Origin of the sequence: Oceanispirochaeta sp. M1 (genome assembly GCF_003346715.1) — a bacterium.
In the GTDB taxonomy this organism is placed as follows: Bacteria; Spirochaetota; Spirochaetia; order DSM-2461; family DSM-2461; genus Oceanispirochaeta.
The window spans coordinates 91,955-109,040 of the sequence record NZ_QQPQ01000010.1; the positions used below are offsets into that span (position 1 = coordinate 91,955).

The following is a 17,086-nucleotide window of genomic DNA, read 5'->3' on the forward strand; positions in this document are numbered from 1 at the left end:
TCCGTCGGCTCTCCGTTTCAAAGAGCCTAAATTGTCCTATGCCGAATTCATCGACTTTAAGAACGCCTCATTATTCTTGGTTTTCCTCATCTTGTCAACTATCATTTCAGTACATTCCATATCATCCATGGGACTCATGACTTTTCTGAGGAGCCACATCTTATTAAGTTCTTCATTTGTAAGAAGCAAATCTTCTTTTCTGGTAGCAGATTTCTTTATATTGATGGCCGGAAAGACTCTCTTGTCGGCCAGTTTTCTATCCAGAATAAGCTCCATATTACCGGTACCCTTGAATTCTTCAAAGATAACCTCATCCATGCGGCTTCCTGTTTCAATCAGGGCTGTGGCCACAATGGTCAGGCTCCCTCCGTTTTCAATATTACGGGCAGCACCGAAAAAGCGTTTTGGCTTATGCAGGGCATTGGAATCCACACCACCGGAAAGGATCTTTCCTGATGTAGGGACAGTCTGGTTATAGGCACGGGCCAGTCTGGTGATAGAGTCCAGAAGAATAACAACATCCTTCTTATGCTCAACAAGACGTCTGGCTTTTTCCAGTACCATTTCGGCAACCTGTACATGCCTGCTGGACTGTTCATCAAAGGTTGATGCGATTACTTCTCCCTGAACACCTCGCTGCATATCCGTTACTTCTTCAGGACGCTCATCAATAAGTAGAACAATAAGCTGAACTTCGGGATGATTTTCCGTAATGGCATTGGCTATCTTCTGAAGAATCATTGTTTTACCAGATCGGGGAGGTGAAACAATAAGCCCTCTCTGCCCCAATCCGATAGGACAGAACAGGTTGATCATTCTGGTAGAAGGATCTGGAATCTTGGTTTCCATATTCAGACGTTTTGTAGGATACAGGGGGGTAAGGTTCTCAAAAGAGACTCTTGACTGGGCCACATCGGGTTCATCAAAGTTTACATTGACGACCCTCAGCATGGCAAAGAAGCGCTCTCCTTCCTTGGGAGAACGGATCTGACCATATACTGTATCACCTGTCTTCAGGTTGAAAAGTCTGATCTGAGAGGGAGAGATGTAGATGTCATCACTGCCGGGTAGATATGAGTTCTGAGGAGAACGGAGAAATCCATATCCGTCAGGAAGTATCTCAAGAGCTCCATAAGCATATATAACCCCATTTCGGTTTTCAATATGGAACTTAAGTATTGTAAAAATAACTTCCTGCTTCTTCAGAGTGATAAGATCTTCTCTTTCAATTTCCAAATTGTCGGCAAAGGTTCTCAGGTCGGGCATTGTCATTATAGAGAGATCATTGATAGTCAGAGTGGGCTGATCTGCGGTGGGCAGAGGCTGATTTTTCATCTGCCTTGGTGAATCATTCCGTCTGTTCTTACCAGTTTTTCTCTTATTGAATGAATTATTCCTTCTACTTGAGTTATCATTCCTGGAGTTATCATTCCTGGAGTTATCATTCCTGGAGTTATCGTTCCTGGAGTTATCATTCCTGGAGTTATCATTCCTGGAGTTATCATTCCTGGAGTTATCGTTCCTGGAATTATCGTTCCTGGAGTTATCATTCCTGGAATTATCGTCTCTGGAATTATCGTCTCTTTTGTTCGGTTCTTCAGAAGAGCCTTTGGCTGCGGGAACATCAGATGATACTTCTGCAGGTTTTTCACTTATACCGGAAGTCTGTTCCGATGCATCAGTACTTACCTCTGCCGCTGAAGTATTTCCTGCTTTATCAGCAGCTCCTTCATCAGAAGGTTTATCTTTAGGTTTTTCAGTATCTACTGATTTTCCTTCTGACTCGGCTGCAGGTTTTTCAGTATCTACTGATATTTCTGCTGACTCGGCTGCGGGTTTTTCAAGTAAAGCCTTCTTCCGGACTCTCTTAACAGTCGGACTCTCTTCATTACTATCTGAAGTACTGTCACCATCTTCACTGCTGACCTTAGCTTTCTTTTTTACGACAGCGCGTTTTCTGACTGCTGTTTTTTTAACAGTAATTGTTTTGCTTTCTTTAGCTTTTTTTTCTACAGAAGCTTCTGCAACTGTATCAGATCCGTTCCCCAGATCAAGTTCCTTCTGAGTATCAGCAGTTTCGGAAACCGCATTCTCTACCTGAGGATTGTCCAGATTCTTCCGGATTATCGCCATAAATTCTCCAACGTAGTTTTGATTAATAACTAATATGTCAATTTCTTCAAAATTTTTTCTTGTATTAAGGATTAAAAGTGAAGATTCAGACTTGCTAAGGGATTGTTCCCGCCTGGGGGGCATACCGTTCTATATTTCCAATATATTATCAGCTGATGTCACTGTCAAGGGAGGATTAAGACAAAATAGCTTTTTCACATAACTGCAGGGCTCTGTTAACTGTTTCCTTTCTTATCTGGGAACGACTTCCTGAAAAATGACAGAGTTCCGCATTAATGGATTTATTTTTAAGTCCGGCAGCTATCCAGACGGTACCGACTGGTTTCTCAGGGCTTCCGCCACCGGGACCTGCAATACCCGAAACAGCAACTGCCAGATCGGCTGTGCTGTTTTTCAATGCGCCGACAACCATTGCATGGACAACTTCTTCCGAAACTGCCCCGTTCTCTTCAATAAGAGAGGCCGGTACATCCAGTAGTCGGGTCTTTGCTTCATCGGCATAGCTTACAAAGCCGCCCCACACGACGTCGGAGCTTCCTGCAATATCAGTAAGGGCAGCGGCAATAAGACCGCCTGTGCAGGACTCAGCAGTCACCAGCGTAAGTTTATTACGACGACAGAGATCAAGAAGAGGTATGCTTAATTTTTCAAAGCTCATTATGATCTTGTTTGAGCTGGGTGACAGGTGCTGAAAAAACATCAATTGATTCGGGATCACTAATCATATCGCACTTTCCCTCAAAACGGACTCCGTCTGCAATCTTAAGCTTGGCAGTTCTGATATTACCTATGACCTGCCCTGTTGAGAGCATTTCCAGTTTTTCTGAGGCTTCAATATCACCGTAGACAACGCCGCCTATAACAATGGAGCCAACCTGTATATCTGCACGTACCTCTGCGCCTTCCTCAATATAGAGAAAACCTTCTGATTCAATACGTCCTTCATATTTTCCATCAATTTTAAGGGGTTTGGTAAACTTCATAGTCCCTTTGAAGACGGTTTCATTTCCTAGAATTGTTGAAATGGATTCAATATCCTTTAAAGATGGTGCCATAATATTTTGATATTCCTATTTAGTTGTCATTACAAATACACCGTCCCACTCGGGAGGCGGGGGATTATCCAGATACATTTTGCACCTGGCATAATAGACTTTTGAGGGACCGTCCTCCTGATCAAGCTTGAGAGCATCGGCAAATTTACCCATGGCATCAGAAAAGTGTCTGCCCTTATAGAGTTCACGGCCTTCACTAAAAAGACCAAGCACTTCTCTTTTTGTATCAGAGATCATACTCTTCCTCCAGACTATTTTTGTCCCTGCCCTTATTCTCCTACTTCTTATGAGGATTGTCAATTGACCTTTAGTCCCTAAGGACTAGGCTCCGGTAGGATAAGCAAAGTAAAAAAAAAGAACGCCCCGTAAGGCGTCCTTCATGCTCCCGGTCATGCCGGGATCTACTTGAAATATCAATCGGTATGAACTTTCTCATGGAAAGCTATGCCGGCTGAGGCTATATCTAAGCCCTGTCCAACCTACTTTCGCAGGGGCCAGGCCAGTTTTTTCAGTTCTTTACCAGGCCTGAAAACTGTTACACCGTGACTTTCAACAGGCACGATTTCTCCGGTTTTAGGGTTTCTGGCTTTCTCCCGACCTTTTCTGGTCCGAATTTCAAAGGTTCCGAATCCTCTAAGCTCAACAACTCTGTCATCTTCCAGAGCTTCTTTTATTTCTTCAAAAAAAGAATCAATCACATTGTGAATATCTTTTCGGCTGATTGATGAATTGTCATAAATATGCTCAATTATCTCAGCTTTTGTTAGCTTTATTTCTGACATATCTCTTCTCTAAATAATTAGGATTTGATCGTTATCGTTAAGCCATTGCTGCAAGAGCTTTGTGAAGTCTGGACTTCTTTCTTGCGGTCATATTCTTGTGATACAATCCCTTTCCTGTTGCAGTATCAATCAGTTTAACAAACTGAGCATAAGTAACTTCAGCCTTGGCTTTATCTTTAGCCTCAACTGCCATTTCGAATGCTTTAACACTGGTTCTTACAGTACTCCGGATAGTACGATTGTGTGCTCTGGCTTTGAGATTCTGACGATGTCTCTTTGCAGCATCAAGTGAATTTGGCACTTATACTACCTCCTGGTTTAGTTTTTTTTAACTGACAGAAATAACCTTTCGTTATCCTTCACAGACAAACTGCCCGGATGGAAACTCCCTCTGCCAATCATTTGGTTACTACTTACTCTAAAATGAAATCGCTGGGTCTTCTTTCCTGACGTTTACATTTTTCGCATTCAGCAACATGTTTCATCCGTCCATTCTGAAAAATAGACTTCATTTTGATTTCGCCGCCGTCTTCGGCATGGACAAACTTATGTGTACCAGATCCGATACGGGCGTTCTTACTAACTCCTGCCATTTTTGACTCCTATTATACCGGAATGAGTAATTCATTCCGATTTTTTTCAAGCTCAGGACCTAAGGGCCTTAACTCGTTAGCAGATGGATATTAACAGAGATTTGAATTGACTGTCAACAAGATAAGCTTAAATTTCTAAAGGATTTAAGTCCCAGCTGCGACTTTCCTTATTATAGGAAATTTCAGTGGTTCCCAGGTCCAGCATCCTGCCGTCACTTCCGATCAACCTAATCCGCTTGGAAAAGATGTTCACTTCAATTACTTTGAAGCTGCTTCCATCCCAGCTGATCCTTGCACCCTCATTGGGAAGTTTTCTCTTTTCTTCCTGATAATAGTCATATTCATAGGAGAGACAGCACAGCAGTCTTCCACATGGTCCTGAAATTTTCATGGAGTTGAGAGACAAGTTCTGTTCCTTGGCCATTTTAATGGAAACAGGACTCAGATGGTCAGTCAGACTATGACAACAGTATTCCCTGCCGCAGACTCCCAGTCCACCCAGTACCCGAGATTCATCACGAACACCGATCTGACGGAGTTCAATCCGCATTTTGAAAATAGAAACCAGATCTTTAACCAGTTCCCTGAAGTCAATTCTGTTTTCGGCTGTGAAAAAGAACATAACCTTGGGCTCATCAAGCAGATAATGTGATGAAACCAGAGCCATATCCAGTTTATGTTTATCAATTTTCTCACGGCAGACCTTAAAAGCTTCCTCTTCCTTCTTGATATAAGACTCTGCTTTTTTCAGATCATCTTCGCTGACCCTTCTTACAACAGAACGGATATCACCTTTACGTATATGCGAAAGATCCGTTAATCCCCCCAGAATTTTGACCATATCATTCCCGTAACGAGTCTTGATAATAATCTTCTCTCCATCTTTCAGGGTCTCACCCTGAGGAGGCTGACAGACTTCAGTCTCACTTGAATGAATAATTTTGGCCCTGAAAAGACCATCGGGGTAATTCTTTATATCCAGCGCTGCTGCGCCTTTGTGGTGATCCTTATTCTTGTCCTTATCCGATCCCATTTTTGAACTCCTAATTCTATCAAGACTTTCCGTCTTGACGCTTTATTTACTCGAGACCTAAGGGTTACATTGTCATCGTTTCAGATCGACAAGTATACCATAAATTTCATCAATTTTTTTCAGCATATCCAGCTGTTCTTTCTGGTTCCGCAGTACGGCGGCACCCAGTTTTTCAAGCCGTTCATCCACAACCGCAATCAATGTGTACTGTTTACGGCTCATCGTTTTTGGATTCAGTCGTCCATCAACCTGAGCGGCTTCCAGACTGCGTGTAACAACATATTTATAGAATTTACGAACAGCGGACTTGTATTTTTTGAGAGTTGCAAGATTAGCATCCTGCTTCAGCTCTTCACCGAGCTGATAGACATCATCAAGAAGATCTTCGGCCTTCTCAAGGCCCGTCAGTCCCTCTGTAAGGGCAGCTGATTCAACGGGAAGGACATCTTCCTTATCACGGACATGTCCTTTAAAGTTAAGAGAGGAAGCTTTCTTTTTCTCCTCAACCCTCTTTTCTTTGCGTTTGGAGCCCCCGGGGACAAGAGTACTGCCTAGAATCCCCAGTTTATCCATCAGCTGTTCTCCCCGGACTCCTGTGCTTCATTCTGCCAGTCCAGTGAATAGCTTGAACCGCCGGCAGGGACAGGAACTTTCTCCTGTTCCACAGATTCACCTTTTATAATACAGCTTCCGTGAAGAAGAACTCCCTCTTCCACGATCAGTTTCTCTGCATGTATATTGCCTATAACCATACCGGTTGCAAGGATAACAACCTTGCCTGAGGAAAAGATGTTTCCATGAACAACTCCTCCTACAACAGCCGTACTGGCAATAATATTACATTCAGCACGCCCTGTTTTTCCGACAAGAACCTTTCCGCTGGTATTTATACTTCCTGAAAAATCCCCGTCAATACGGAGGAGTCCATTTAAAACCAGCTCTCCGCTGAATTTGGTCCCCTCTCCTATGATAGAATTTATAAAGGAATGGTTTTTTATATAATCACTCATCAATCAGCCCTTTTATTCAAATTCACAGACATTCTAACCCGATTCTCAAAAAAACAAAACATCCCGTATGAGAAAAAGAGAATCTCTTCTTCGTTTGCTGAGTCTGCTGAATATGTAGTCATGGAATTATTTGTATTTCTGAAGGTTCCTGGTAACCCTGGTAAAAATATCATGATTATCAGTCATATTTATATATTTGACCGGATCAACAACCTGTGAGCCGATTCGTACTTCATAATGGAGGTGAGGTCCCGTTGAAAGACCGGTATTACCCATTGTACCGATAACATCACCCTGACTTATTTCCTGCCCGGGACGAACATAGGTTCTCTGCATATGTCCGTATTTGGTATAGAAACCGTACTTGTGCCTGACAACAACAAAATTTCCATACCCTTCATCATAATCCTGCTCAAGGACTTTACCATTGGCAGTAGCAATAATAGGAACACCGTAGCCGTATGCAATATCCACACCCTTATGAAGGTACCATTGACCGGAAAAGGGATGAATTGAAGGACCGAAAACAGCTGTAACATATCCCTGTACACCCTTAAGAGGCCACATAGTGGGAATATCAGAAAGAAGACTCTTCTGACTGCTTAAGATTTGACCGATTTCATCCAGCGATGAAACTGACTGATCCAATGCAGTTTTCAGCTTCTGAATTTCTACGGTCTCACTTAAAGATCCGTCATCCGAGGATTCGACATTAAAAAAGGTAGTCAAGTCACCGCTGCGGTTGGAAACAGTATCACGTTTTGCAGACTCCACACCCAGAGTATCAAGAGTACCGGAGAGCGTTTTCTGAAATGTTTCTGTTGAACTGATGAGTTGATTAACTTCATTACGCAGAACCTCAAGACTGGCTTCAGAATGTTCAAGATCCTTTGAACGGGATGCCAGGAGGTCATTTGTACCCGAAAAATCAGCTGTAAGCCATACAAAGGTAACAACCAGGGAAATAAGAAGTATGCTTATAAAACTCAGTGCCAGAATGGAAATCTGGAAATTGAAAACCCTCTTCTCAGAGTGGGGAATGAGCATTATTGTCAGTTTCTGTCTGCCTGCCCGGCCGAAACGCCCCATAAGAGCTGAACCACCCGTAGTAGACCCGGTACCGGATGTTCGCATCCTTTTTTTCCCAGCCACCGCTACTCCTTTATTTGCCTATATATAACTTATCGTCCAATGTACACCGTTTCTGAAGCACAAGACAAGTCTGAAACGCCTGTTTCCAGGCCCAGAATTACCCTGAGGACATGAATAAATTGTATTATACCGCCGAAAATCAGTATAAACAATAGAAAAAAATAGCCGATTTTCCCCTATATCAGGGATTTTAAGCCCAGTTTTTCATTTTTTCCTTGTTTTTGTTTTTAATATGGTCTAATAATAACAGATAACAAGTATGATTTTTCACTAATCATCCTTAAAGGCAATCCGGTACTGATCAGCTATCTTTTTATGGATATTCTGATAAGGATATCCGGATTTGTATCATACATCCTATTTTAAAGCGGTAATAACATGCAGTATTTTGATACTCACGCCCACATCGGGTTAATTCACGAAGATCCGATAGAACAGTTGATTATAACTCAGGAAGCAAGGCAGGAAAATGTCTCATATATCATGAGCATCTGTAATAACCTTTACGACTTCTTTGATCTTTATAATAATCTGACCTCCGCCTCCAATGTAGTTTTCGCCATCGGTGTATCTCCCTCGGAAGTTCAGAACCCCGGTCCCGACTGGGAACAGAAGATCTCTGAAGGTCTGGCCATGGATAACGTCGTCGCTCTGGGAGAAACAGGTCTGGATTACTATAGAAAGTTCGGTGACAAGAGTTCACAGGTAGAGCTCTTTATTGCCCAGCTTGAGATGGCCGATCAGAACGATGTTCCTGTTATTATTCATAACCGGAATGCCGGTAAGGATATTCAGGAGATTCTAAGCACCCGGATGCCCTCAAAAGGCGGTGTACTCCACTGCTATTCCGAGGACTGGGAATATGCCAAAAAGATCCTGGACAGACATGACAATATGTACTTCTCCTTTGCTGGAAATGTAACATACAGAAATGCCAGAAACCTGCACGATACAGTACGTTATCTCCCTCTGGACAGAATTGTCATTGAAAGTGAGGCACCCTTTATGGTTCCCGCAGCTTTCAGGGGAAAAAGAAACAAACCTATCTACCTGCCTTCTACTGCCGAATTTGTAGCCTCACTCCGTGAAGAACCGGAAGAAGAGGTATATGAGGCTCTCTACGAAAATGCAAGGACCTTGTTCGGACTCTCATGAGCAGGGCTCATTCCCTTTATAGACCCCTCCAGATTGGAAATCTCAAACTGGAGGGGAATCTCTTTGCCGCTCCCCTGGCAGGTTATACGGACAGAGCTTTTCGCACTGTCTGCATAGAGAACGGTGCCGATCTCTGTTACACGGAGATGGTCTCCTGTGAAGCCCTTGTACGGGGCAACGGAAAAACCGAAGAACTCCTCAAACAGGCGGATGCAGAGAAGATATATGCCGTGCAGATATTTTCAGGTACTGCGGCTGCAGCCGGTGAAGCTGTCAAAATGGTTGCACAGCGCAAACCGGTCCTTATTGATCTGAACTGCGGCTGTCCAGTCCCCAAAATCATAAAATCCGGAGCCGGTTCTGACCTTATGCGCAATCCCGACAGGGTTTATGACATCGTCAGAGCAATGAAAGACAACACAGATATCCCCATTACGGTAAAAATCCGCACAGGCTGGGATGCTCAGTCCCTCAACTACCTCGATGTTGCAGAAAAAGCTGTAAAAGCAGGAGCTGCAGTGGTAACCATGCATGCCCGGACTAAAAAACAGGCCTACGGCGGCACTGCGGACTGGAGCCATTTGAGCAGACTTAAAAAAGAGCTGGGAGACCTGCCCGTACTGGGTTCCGGCGATCTTTTTACGGCTGAAAACATCAGAGATATGCTGGAGGAGACCGGTATAGACGGTGTAATGCTGGCAAGAGGTGTTATCGGCAACCCCTTTCTTTTCAGAGAGACGAAACATCTGCTGACAACATCTGAGATTTTGCCTCCCCCTACTCCAATGGAAAAGATGCAGACCGCCTTCAGACAGCTTGAACTGGCCGTGCATTACAAGGATGAACGGACAGCAGTCAATGAGATGAAAAAACAGCTTTGTGCCTATACCAAGGGACTACCCGGATCTTCTGAAGCCCGAAACAGAATGGTTCACTCCGAAAGCTTTGAAACCTACAAGCAGATATTCAGTGAATACCTTGGAAGTTTTCAGGACAGGGAAATCGACTAATTCCCTCCCCGGCTTTTTTCTCTCAAATAATTACAAATCATCAGTAATTCCCTGTTCAAATAGACCGACTCAATGTATCCTCTTTACAGCAGGGATTTATAATAATGAAAGAAAAGCCCACTCCACGGGATGGTGATTCCCGGACCAGAAGCTGGCAGGAATACCGGCATGATCTAACAATAATCATAGATAGTATAATTCTCCTCTACCCTGCTCTGAGCCTGATAATAGGAATCTTTCCGGTATTTCAGGCTGACAGTATTTTCATCAAGATTGTTATCAATCTTTCCTTTGCAGCCCTATTCCTTTCTACATATATATCAAGAAAGCATATTGCCGATCACTGGAGAGTGATTCTTCTGAATTTACCGGGAAAAATCAGGACTCTGAAAAATATTATGGTATTTTAATTTGCCTGGCTGAATGGTCGGGGATAAAATAAGACTCTATTACAACAGCAAAAGAGGAATGAAAAAATGGCGTATTTAATAAGTGGAATCCAACAGCTTGGAGTTGGTGTCAGAAGTAAAGAAGATGCATGGAAATGGTATAGAAAGTTTTTTGGTATGGATGTTCCAATATTTCAGGAGGCGGCAGATGCTCCTCTGATGACTCAGTATACCGGTAAAAAAGTCCAGTCCAGAGATGCAGCGCTGGCTCTGAACCTTAAGGGAGGCAGCGGGTTTGAAATATGGCAGTATACCAGCCGTGTAACAGCATACCCCGCGGAAGCCTTGACCATTGGAGATCTTGGAATACAGATAGGTAAGATCAAGACTCCCGATGCGAAAGCCTGCCTCGAATATTATAAAAAAGAGGGCGTCGAGATACTGACCGAACTCCAGAAAGATCCTGCAGGACATCTCCACTTTCATGTGAAAGACCCCTGGGGAAATATCTTTGAAATGTGTGAAAGAAAAGATTTCTTCATGAGTAAAGCAGCTCTGACCGGAGGTCCCTTTGGTGCCGTTGTTGGTGTCAGTGATATTGATAAGGTAGTGCCTCTCTATGAGCTCCTTGGTTATGATACTGTTCTCTGTGATGAAAGCGGTACTTTTAAAGATCTTCATGGATTGCCCGGAGGAGATCAGAAATTCAGAAGAGTTCTACTCAGTCATAAGGATAAGAGACAGGGGGCCTTCTCCCGTGTATTCGGAGACAGTGTTATTGAACTGATTCAGTCGCTGGATAGAAAAGGTGAGCAGATTTTTAAAGACCGCTACTGGGGTGATGCCGGATTTATCCACCTCTGTTTTGATATAAACGGAATGAATGATCTGGGTAAGACTCTGGCTGATGCAGGATATCCTTTTACCGTAGACAGTGAAAGTTCTTTTGATATGGGAGAGGCCGCAGGCCGTTTCACTTATATTGAGGATCCCGATGGTACTCTTCTGGAATTCGTTGAAACCCACAAGGTTCCTATCATGAAAAAAATAAACTGGTATTTAAACCTGAAAGGAAGAAATCCTGCCAAGCCTCTTGCTGACTGGATTATGAAACTTCTCGGCCTTGGAAGAATCAGGGACTGAATTGCGTTAACATAAAAAAATCAGCCCCCCGGGTCAGCAGACTCCGGGGGCTATTTATTTATAATATTTCTACCAGAGCACCGGCAGAAGTAAATCCGCCGCCAAAGGCAGTCAGTCCGAATGTCTGCCCTCCTCTGGATTCTTTAAACAGACTCTCAAGACAGAGAGGTATAGTACAGGATGATGTATTCCCTCTGTGTCTGATCTGGCTGTAAACCTGATCGTCAGGGAGTTTTAATCTCTGCTTCACAGCGTTTATGATCCTCTGATTTGCCTGATGAGGAACTATCAGATCAAGATCTTCGACCTTGATATCGTCCTGAACACAGGCATCATTCAATAAAGCAATCATATTATGAACGGCTTCAAGGTAGACTTTGGGTCCATGCATAAAGATTTTCTGAGCAGGATCTGCAGGAACCGTAAGGATCTTTCCAGGTTCCCCGGCCGCGGCAGTCACAGGGCGGTAGACCCTGGCTTTACCTTTCAAAGGACTCTCTGAACCGGTTATAATACTTGCTGTAGCCGCATCTCCGAAAATGGGAGAAGTCGATTTATCTGCAGGATCAACCAGAGGAGAGAGAACTTCTGCGGTAATCACAAGAATGACTCCGTCGGGACGGCTGTTCAAGAAGTCCCAGGCACTCTGCAGAGCATATAGATAACCCGAACAGGCTGCGTTTATATCAAAGGCGGGACAGTAAATTCCCCTCTTCCCCTCGGGTCTGAGGGTATGCTGAATCCTGGCAGCCAGTGATGGAGTCAACTGTCCGGGAGTCCCCGAGCTCACAATGATAAGGCTCAGATCATCAAGGCCGAGATTATTTCTTTCAAGAACTGTCTTTGCGGCCTTTTCTGAAAGTGAAATAATATCTTCACCTTCGGCTATCCAGTTACGGCTCTCGATACCGGTCATCTTAAGTATTTCGCCCTCTTCCCAGCCGGGACAGGACTTCATAATCTCTTCATTACTTACTTTTCGACTTCCCTGTACACCTTCAACATCCAGAATCCAGGGACGTCTGTCCCCCGACACTGCAGTCTGTACAGATAATTTTTGTAATGCTTCCGGTTTAAGTCCTGAAATAAGAGGCTTTCCGGGGGTTTCCTTAGTCTTGGGTTTCAAAAGGACTTCGGCGGAATCTTCTGTTTTTACCTTAACGGCGGGAGTACCTATTTCAACGGCCTCTCCCTCTTCCAGGAGCAGCTCTTCAACCACACCGCTTACAGGTGATTTCAACTCTGCAGCGGCCTTATCGGCTTCAAAATCTGCAATCAGCTGACCTTCTGTAATATTATCTCCCTTCTGAATCTTCCACTCAATGATTGTTGCGGTTTCATCAGCAGGACTGGTTCCGATAATCTCAACAAGAAACTCACCCCTGGCCGCGGCCTCTTCTTTTTTCCAGCTGATGCGACCACCCAGCAGCTCAACGGCTGCTTCCAGAATCCTCTGATAAGAGGGCAGAACTTCAAGCTGATTATCAAAGTTACAGGGTACATGTGTGTCTTCCCGCACAATACGGCGTATCTGAAGAGGACGGCTTACATATTCAGCAAGTTCAGCAGCAATCTCAGAAGACATAGAAGCTGTTTTGTTCTCCTCGTGAACAACAATAACCCTTCCGGTCTTCTCGGCGGAAGCGATGACTGTATCTCTATCCCATGGAGAGATGGAACGCAGATCAATTACATCCGAGCTGACACCATGATGTTCCAGATCTTCTGCAGCTTTCATACAGAGTTTTATGGGATTGCCATAACTTACAAATGAGATATGCTCCCCTTCTCTCAGCTTTCTGGCTACTCCGAGGGGTACCAGCTGACGGGAAACATCCGCACTGGTTTTTCCCAGTGCTTCATTCAGACAGACCTTGGGATAGAAAAATATTGTAGGTCTTTTGGATTCAAATGCGGCATTAAGAAGTCCTGCAGCATCACCGGCGGTAGAGGGCATAACCACATCCACTCCGGGAATATGAGCCGCTACAGCTTCCATACTGGAGGCATGGAAGGGACCGAGTCCCGGCTTATAGCCTCCGCAGGATACCATAACAATCATTGGGCAGTTCCAACCGCCATCTGTTCTCCAGAACATACTTCCCATATCAGCCCAGAGCTGATTATAGGCAATGGGGAGGAAGTCGGCAAACTGGAGAAAGGCAACGGGGTGTTTACCCGCAAGAGCGCGCCCTACAGAGAGACCGACAATAGAGGCTTCTGCAAGAGGGCTGTTTTCAACACGCCCCGGGAATTGTTTACTGAGAGTCTTTGTGATACCGAAGACATCTCCCTTGGGATCTTCCAGGTCTTGACCCAGGAGTTCCACGGCTGCATTTCTATCCAGATGAAAGCGAAATGTTTCACGGAGAGCCTCAATCATGGTAAGGGCTTCCTTACCGGGAGTTCCTCTGTATTCCTGTTCAGGATCACTCAAATGAGAAGGAAGTTCTTTTTTAGCTGAAAAAACGGGCTCGGGATCCGCAGAATACTGCGCTCTTCTGGCAGAGTCTCTAAGACCGGATCGAATCTCTTCTACCTCGGCATCCAGCTCTGCGGCAGGAACACCCTGCTCAACCAGCCAGTTCCCCAGATGTATGATTGGATCACCGGTCTCCTGGAGTTCCTGTATTTCACTCTCGCTGCGGTAGACTCTGTGATCATCCGCATTTGTATGACTGTGCAGTCGATCAACTTTGAAAACAACAATCCTCGGTTTTCGATCTTCCCTCATCCCGGTGACAATACTCTCAAAGGCTTCTGGAAGATCTTCCGGATGGCGTCCATCAAGGCGGATGATAGGTATTCCATAGAAATCATCTGCAGGCCCATCGGGTCTTGAAAAGAAAGTATTTCCTTCGGTTTTTGTAGAAATTGCATAACTGTTATCTTGTATAAAGAAAAGGACAGGAAGTGTTTTACGGACTGCATGGGCCACAGCTTCAAGGACTTCGCCCTGCTGTGTCATACCGTCACCCAGACCTAGAAGGACAATAGGTTTATCCGAATTGTCTTTTACGGCTTCTGCCACACCTGCAGACTGAAGAGCAGCGTTTCCCACGGGACCAGCAAGACTCAGGATATTGTTAGAAGGATCACTCATATGAGCGTTCATCTGACGTCCCTTTGAATGGGCGCCGTCTTTATTGAAAAGTGACATAAAGAACATCTCGGGAGATATTCCTCTTGCCAGCATAAGTGCTTTATCACGGTAATGGCAGTGAAGCCAGTCCTGAGGACCAAGTGCATCTTCCAGAAGGGCTGTTGCTTCATGGCCGGCTCCGGAAACATGGAAAAAAGCCTCACCTCTTCCGGTATAGCTTTGCTCCAGCAGATCCATTTCACGGGCAGTTACCATAGTGCTGTAATATTTACGGAAGGTTTTCAGATCCATTATGCCTCCATTTTTATTGACACATTTGGTATATGTGTCAATTTAGTTATTATACAATATAGTCTTTTTTCAGATCTGAAAAGAGGAAAATGGGTAAATAGTACAAAAACACCAGTCAATTTGAGGGATATTCACTATGCTTTCCAGCCGGAATCACAGACTTGAAGCAAAAAAAAAAGCCCGGTAGAAACCGGACTTTTCATTAGAGCTCTTTGAGAAACAGGGAGTTAATCAGTCTTTTTTGTGCAGACCGCACTCCTTACTTTCAGGATGTTCCCACCACCAGCGGCCGCTTCGGATATCCTCCCCCTCGTTGACAGCTCTCGTACAGGGAGCACATCCGATTGAGGGAAAACCCTTTTTATGCAGGGCGTGGACGGGGACAGAATTCTCTTCTATATACTCTTTACACTTCTCTTCGGACCAGTGAGCCAGGGGATTGATTTTAACAAGACCGAAGGCCTCATCCCACTCAACCGGTTCAACAGAAGCTCTGGTCACAGACTGATCCCGTCTGAGTCCGCAAATCCAGGCATCAAGACCGCTTAAGGCCCCTTTGAGAGGATCGATCTTACGGATACGGCAGCACTCTTTTCTGTTTTCCAGACTGTAATAGAAGGAGTTGGGACCTTTAGTACCAACAAGTTCCTCCACCGCATCCTTTTCGGGAAAATACACGGTAAAAGGCTTTTTCCATTTGATCCGGGCCTCTTCCAGAAGATCATAGCTCTCCTGAAACAGACGTCCCGTATCAAGAGTAAAGATACCGCAGTCCATCGAGATTTTACGGATCATATCAGTAATGACCATATCCTCCAGTCCGAGACTGGAGGACTGCATGACCCTGTCCTGTGCAAAGGTAGCAAGGGCCCAGGCTAAAATATCCCGGGGGCCCAAGCCGGCCAGCTCTTTCTGCCAGCCCGGGATTTTATCCTTCATATCAGCCTTTGATGTTTCTGTAAACTTTGTTTATTTTTGAGATATCTTCACCATTCACAGAATCCTGAAGTCCGAGATCTTTCTTCATGGCTGCAAAAACTTCAATTGTTCTGTTTATTTCCACATCCGTATGGGATGTGGTAGGAATCATTCTGAACATACAGAGTCCAGGAGGAATTACAGGGTAGACAACGGCTGTAACGAAGATTTTGTTCTCACGGAGATACTTAACCATCTTCACACCTACACCGTTCACATCATCACTTCCTGTGGGTGTAAATACGGAACATATGGGAGATTCACCGGGGCCGATATAGTATCCCAGCTCTTTGAGTCCAGCCTTAAGTTTGTTGGAATTATCCCACATTTTCTTTCGTCTATCATCACCATCAATCACAAAGTCCAGAGCCCTATCAATGGTCTTTACATAGACCATGGGAAGGCTCTTGGCAAATACCTGAGTTCTGGCATTATAGGCGATCCAGTCTACGACATCCTGGTCGGCAGCCACAAAGCCTCCGATGGAAGCAAAGGCTTTGGCAAATGTACCGAAATAGAGGTCAATCTTATCCTGAACACCGAAAAAATCACCGGCACCACGGCCTTTTTCTCCAATAACACCAACACCATGGGCATCATCAATAAAAAGACGGGCTTCGTATTTTTCTTTAAGTTCACAGATACCGGGAAGATCCGCCAGGTCTCCGGTCATACCGTAAACACCTTCGATAAGGATCATAACCCCGCCTTCTCTTTTGGCGTTTACCTGTTTGAGAACGCTTTCCAGGTCCTTCATATTATTGTGTTTGAAATAGCGGATTGTTGCACCTGATGCCTTGGCCATTCCGGCAGCATCGAGAATACAGGCATGAGCCAGCTTATCTACAACAATTGTGTCTTTAGGACCACAGAGAGAAGAAACAATGCCAAGAACACCCATATAACCGAAGTTGAAGAGGTAAGCAGCTTCCTTCTGAGACCAATCAGCCAGTCTTTGTTCAAGATCCTGATGATGCTGTGTATTTCCGCTCATCATTCTGGAACCCATGGGGGAACTGGTTCCGAATTCCTGCAGAGCTTCTGCAGCAGCAGCTTTAATTTCTTCATTTTCTGCCAGGCCGATGTAATTGTTAACGGACCACATAACAACTTCTTCACCGTTGTACTGCATTGTTTTTCCGGGCATGGGGTCCATTGTGGGTCTTGTCAGATCCCTGTCCCCTGCTTTTCTGTAATATCCGAAATAACCGGCATCAGTTTTACATTTATCAAAAATATCTACACTCATTTGTGTCTCC

The 17,086-nt window shown here is 44.5% G+C and carries 18 protein-coding genes; 4 read left to right on the top strand and 14 right to left on the bottom strand.

Annotated elements, in window-relative coordinates; all coding sequences use genetic code 11:
- Nucleotides 1–36 precede the first annotated feature (36 nt).
- The 11 genes from rho to DV872_RS09025 all read right to left on the bottom strand — a co-directional run bounded on the left by rho (nucleotide 37) and on the right by DV872_RS09025 (nucleotide 7,758).
- Complete coding sequence (gene rho / locus DV872_RS08975; RefSeq protein WP_114629650.1) at nucleotides 37–1,815, bottom strand: transcription termination factor Rho; 1,779 nt, start codon at nucleotides 1,813–1,815, stop codon at nucleotides 37–39.
- 493 nt (nucleotides 1,816–2,308) lie between these two features.
- On the bottom strand, nucleotides 2,309–2,791 hold the full coding sequence (locus DV872_RS08980) for a CinA family protein (protein ID WP_114629588.1): 483 nt from the start codon (nucleotides 2,789–2,791) through the stop codon (nucleotides 2,309–2,311).
- Nucleotides 2,781–3,188: a polymer-forming cytoskeletal protein gene (locus tag DV872_RS08985; RefSeq protein ID WP_114629589.1), complete on the bottom strand. Its 408-nt coding sequence runs from the start codon at nucleotides 3,186–3,188 to the stop codon at nucleotides 2,781–2,783. The genes DV872_RS08980 and DV872_RS08985 overlap by 11 nt, the downstream gene beginning before the upstream one ends.
- A 15-nt stretch (nucleotides 3,189–3,203) precedes the next feature.
- Complete coding sequence (locus DV872_RS08990) at nucleotides 3,204–3,425, bottom strand: hypothetical protein (RefSeq protein WP_114629590.1); 222 nt, start codon at nucleotides 3,423–3,425, stop codon at nucleotides 3,204–3,206.
- Nucleotides 3,426–3,667: 242 nt separating this feature from the next.
- A complete protein-coding gene (locus tag DV872_RS08995; protein WP_114629591.1) occupies nucleotides 3,668–3,970 on the bottom strand; it encodes an HU family DNA-binding protein in 303 nt (100 codons plus the stop codon).
- 37 nt (nucleotides 3,971–4,007) lie between these two features.
- Entirely contained in the window at nucleotides 4,008–4,271 is a 264-nt protein-coding gene (rpsT, locus tag DV872_RS09000) for a 30S ribosomal protein S20 (RefSeq protein WP_114629592.1), read from the bottom strand.
- A gap of 112 nt (nucleotides 4,272–4,383) precedes the next feature.
- Nucleotides 4,384–4,563 carry a hypothetical protein gene (locus DV872_RS09005; protein ID WP_114629593.1) on the bottom strand — a complete coding sequence of 60 codons (180 nt, stop codon included), beginning with the start codon at nucleotides 4,561–4,563 and terminating at the stop codon, nucleotides 4,384–4,386.
- Nucleotides 4,564–4,690: 127 nt separating this feature from the next.
- Nucleotides 4,691–5,596 (bottom strand): regulatory iron-sulfur-containing complex subunit RicT, encoded by a 906-nt coding sequence (locus DV872_RS09010; protein WP_114629594.1) that lies wholly within the window; start codon nucleotides 5,594–5,596, stop codon nucleotides 4,691–4,693.
- A 72-nt stretch (nucleotides 5,597–5,668) separates the two neighbouring features.
- Nucleotides 5,669–6,169, bottom strand: coding sequence for a YaaR family protein (locus DV872_RS09015; protein WP_114629595.1), 501 nt, complete (start codon nucleotides 6,167–6,169; stop codon nucleotides 5,669–5,671).
- Nucleotides 6,169–6,606 (bottom strand): polymer-forming cytoskeletal protein, encoded by a 438-nt coding sequence (locus DV872_RS09020; RefSeq protein ID WP_114629596.1) that lies wholly within the window; start codon nucleotides 6,604–6,606, stop codon nucleotides 6,169–6,171. Before DV872_RS09020 ends, DV872_RS09015 begins: the two co-directional genes overlap by 1 nt.
- Nucleotides 6,607–6,732: 126 nt before the next feature.
- On the bottom strand, nucleotides 6,733–7,758 hold the full coding sequence (locus DV872_RS09025) for a M23 family metallopeptidase (protein ID WP_114629597.1): 1,026 nt from the start codon (nucleotides 7,756–7,758) through the stop codon (nucleotides 6,733–6,735).
- Between the two features lie 378 nt (nucleotides 7,759–8,136).
- Here DV872_RS09025 and DV872_RS09030 point away from each other — a divergent pair, with 378 nt between their 5' ends.
- From DV872_RS09030 to DV872_RS09045, 4 genes are all read left to right on the top strand, one after another.
- Nucleotides 8,137–8,913, top strand: coding sequence for a TatD family hydrolase (locus DV872_RS09030; protein WP_114629598.1), 777 nt, complete (start codon nucleotides 8,137–8,139; stop codon nucleotides 8,911–8,913).
- Nucleotides 8,910–9,923: a tRNA dihydrouridine synthase DusB gene (gene dusB / locus DV872_RS09035; RefSeq protein ID WP_114629599.1), complete on the top strand. Its 1,014-nt coding sequence runs from the start codon at nucleotides 8,910–8,912 to the stop codon at nucleotides 9,921–9,923. The genes DV872_RS09030 and dusB overlap by 4 nt, the downstream gene beginning before the upstream one ends.
- 104 nt (nucleotides 9,924–10,027) lie before the next feature.
- A complete protein-coding gene (locus DV872_RS09040; protein ID WP_114629600.1) occupies nucleotides 10,028–10,333 on the top strand; it encodes a hypothetical protein in 306 nt (101 codons plus the stop codon).
- 66 nt (nucleotides 10,334–10,399) lie between these two features.
- Nucleotides 10,400–11,455 carry a VOC family protein gene (locus DV872_RS09045; RefSeq protein ID WP_114629601.1) on the top strand — a complete coding sequence of 352 codons (1,056 nt, stop codon included), beginning with the start codon at nucleotides 10,400–10,402 and terminating at the stop codon, nucleotides 11,453–11,455.
- Nucleotides 11,456–11,513: 58 nt separating this feature from the next.
- Here the strand turns inward: DV872_RS09045 and DV872_RS09050 are convergent, their stop codons facing one another.
- The 3 genes from DV872_RS09050 to DV872_RS09060 form a co-directional block, all read right to left on the bottom strand.
- Nucleotides 11,514–14,849, bottom strand: a complete 3,336-nt coding sequence (locus tag DV872_RS09050) for a thiamine pyrophosphate-dependent enzyme (protein ID WP_114629602.1) — start codon at nucleotides 14,847–14,849, stop codon at nucleotides 11,514–11,516.
- A gap of 231 nt (nucleotides 14,850–15,080) precedes the next feature.
- Nucleotides 15,081–15,788 (bottom strand): phosphoadenylyl-sulfate reductase, encoded by a 708-nt coding sequence (locus DV872_RS09055; protein ID WP_114629603.1) that lies wholly within the window; start codon nucleotides 15,786–15,788, stop codon nucleotides 15,081–15,083.
- Nucleotide 15,789: 1 nt separating this feature from the next.
- Nucleotides 15,790–17,076, bottom strand: coding sequence for a pyridoxal phosphate-dependent aminotransferase family protein (locus DV872_RS09060; protein ID WP_114629604.1), 1,287 nt, complete (start codon nucleotides 17,074–17,076; stop codon nucleotides 15,790–15,792).
- Nucleotides 17,077–17,086 lie beyond the last annotated feature (10 nt).

Excerpts from the sequence above, each read along its gene's own strand:
- DV872_RS08980 (WP_114629588.1), bottom strand. The coding sequence starts at position 2,791 with ATGAGCTTTGAAAAATTAAGCATACCTCTTCTTGATCTCTGTCGTCGT.
- DV872_RS08985 (WP_114629589.1), bottom strand. The coding sequence starts at position 3,188 with ATGGCACCATCTTTAAAGGATATTGAATCCATTTCAACAATTCTAGGA.
- DV872_RS08990 (WP_114629590.1), bottom strand. The coding sequence starts at position 3,425 with ATGATCTCTGATACAAAAAGAGAAGTGCTTGGTCTTTTTAGTGAAGGC.
- DV872_RS08995 (WP_114629591.1), bottom strand. The coding sequence starts at position 3,970 with ATGTCAGAAATAAAGCTAACAAAAGCTGAGATAATTGAGCATATTTAT.
- DV872_RS09005 (WP_114629593.1), bottom strand. The coding sequence starts at position 4,563 with ATGGCAGGAGTTAGTAAGAACGCCCGTATCGGATCTGGTACACATAAG.
- DV872_RS09010 (WP_114629594.1), bottom strand. The coding sequence starts at position 5,596 with ATGGGATCGGATAAGGACAAGAATAAGGATCACCACAAAGGCGCAGCA.
- DV872_RS09015 (WP_114629595.1), bottom strand. The coding sequence starts at position 6,169 with ATGGATAAACTGGGGATTCTAGGCAGTACTCTTGTCCCCGGGGGCTCC.
- DV872_RS09020 (WP_114629596.1), bottom strand. The coding sequence starts at position 6,606 with ATGAGTGATTATATAAAAAACCATTCCTTTATAAATTCTATCATAGGA.
- DV872_RS09030 (WP_114629598.1), top strand. The coding sequence starts at position 8,137 with ATGCAGTATTTTGATACTCACGCCCACATCGGGTTAATTCACGAAGAT.
- dusB (WP_114629599.1), top strand. The coding sequence starts at position 8,910 with ATGAGCAGGGCTCATTCCCTTTATAGACCCCTCCAGATTGGAAATCTC.
- DV872_RS09040 (WP_114629600.1), top strand. The coding sequence starts at position 10,028 with ATGAAAGAAAAGCCCACTCCACGGGATGGTGATTCCCGGACCAGAAGC.
- DV872_RS09045 (WP_114629601.1), top strand. The coding sequence starts at position 10,400 with ATGGCGTATTTAATAAGTGGAATCCAACAGCTTGGAGTTGGTGTCAGA.
- DV872_RS09050 (WP_114629602.1), bottom strand. The coding sequence starts at position 14,849 with ATGGATCTGAAAACCTTCCGTAAATATTACAGCACTATGGTAACTGCC.
- DV872_RS09055 (WP_114629603.1), bottom strand. The coding sequence starts at position 15,788 with ATGAAGGATAAAATCCCGGGCTGGCAGAAAGAGCTGGCCGGCTTGGGC.
- DV872_RS09060 (WP_114629604.1), bottom strand. The coding sequence starts at position 17,076 with ATGAGTGTAGATATTTTTGATAAATGTAAAACTGATGCCGGTTATTTC.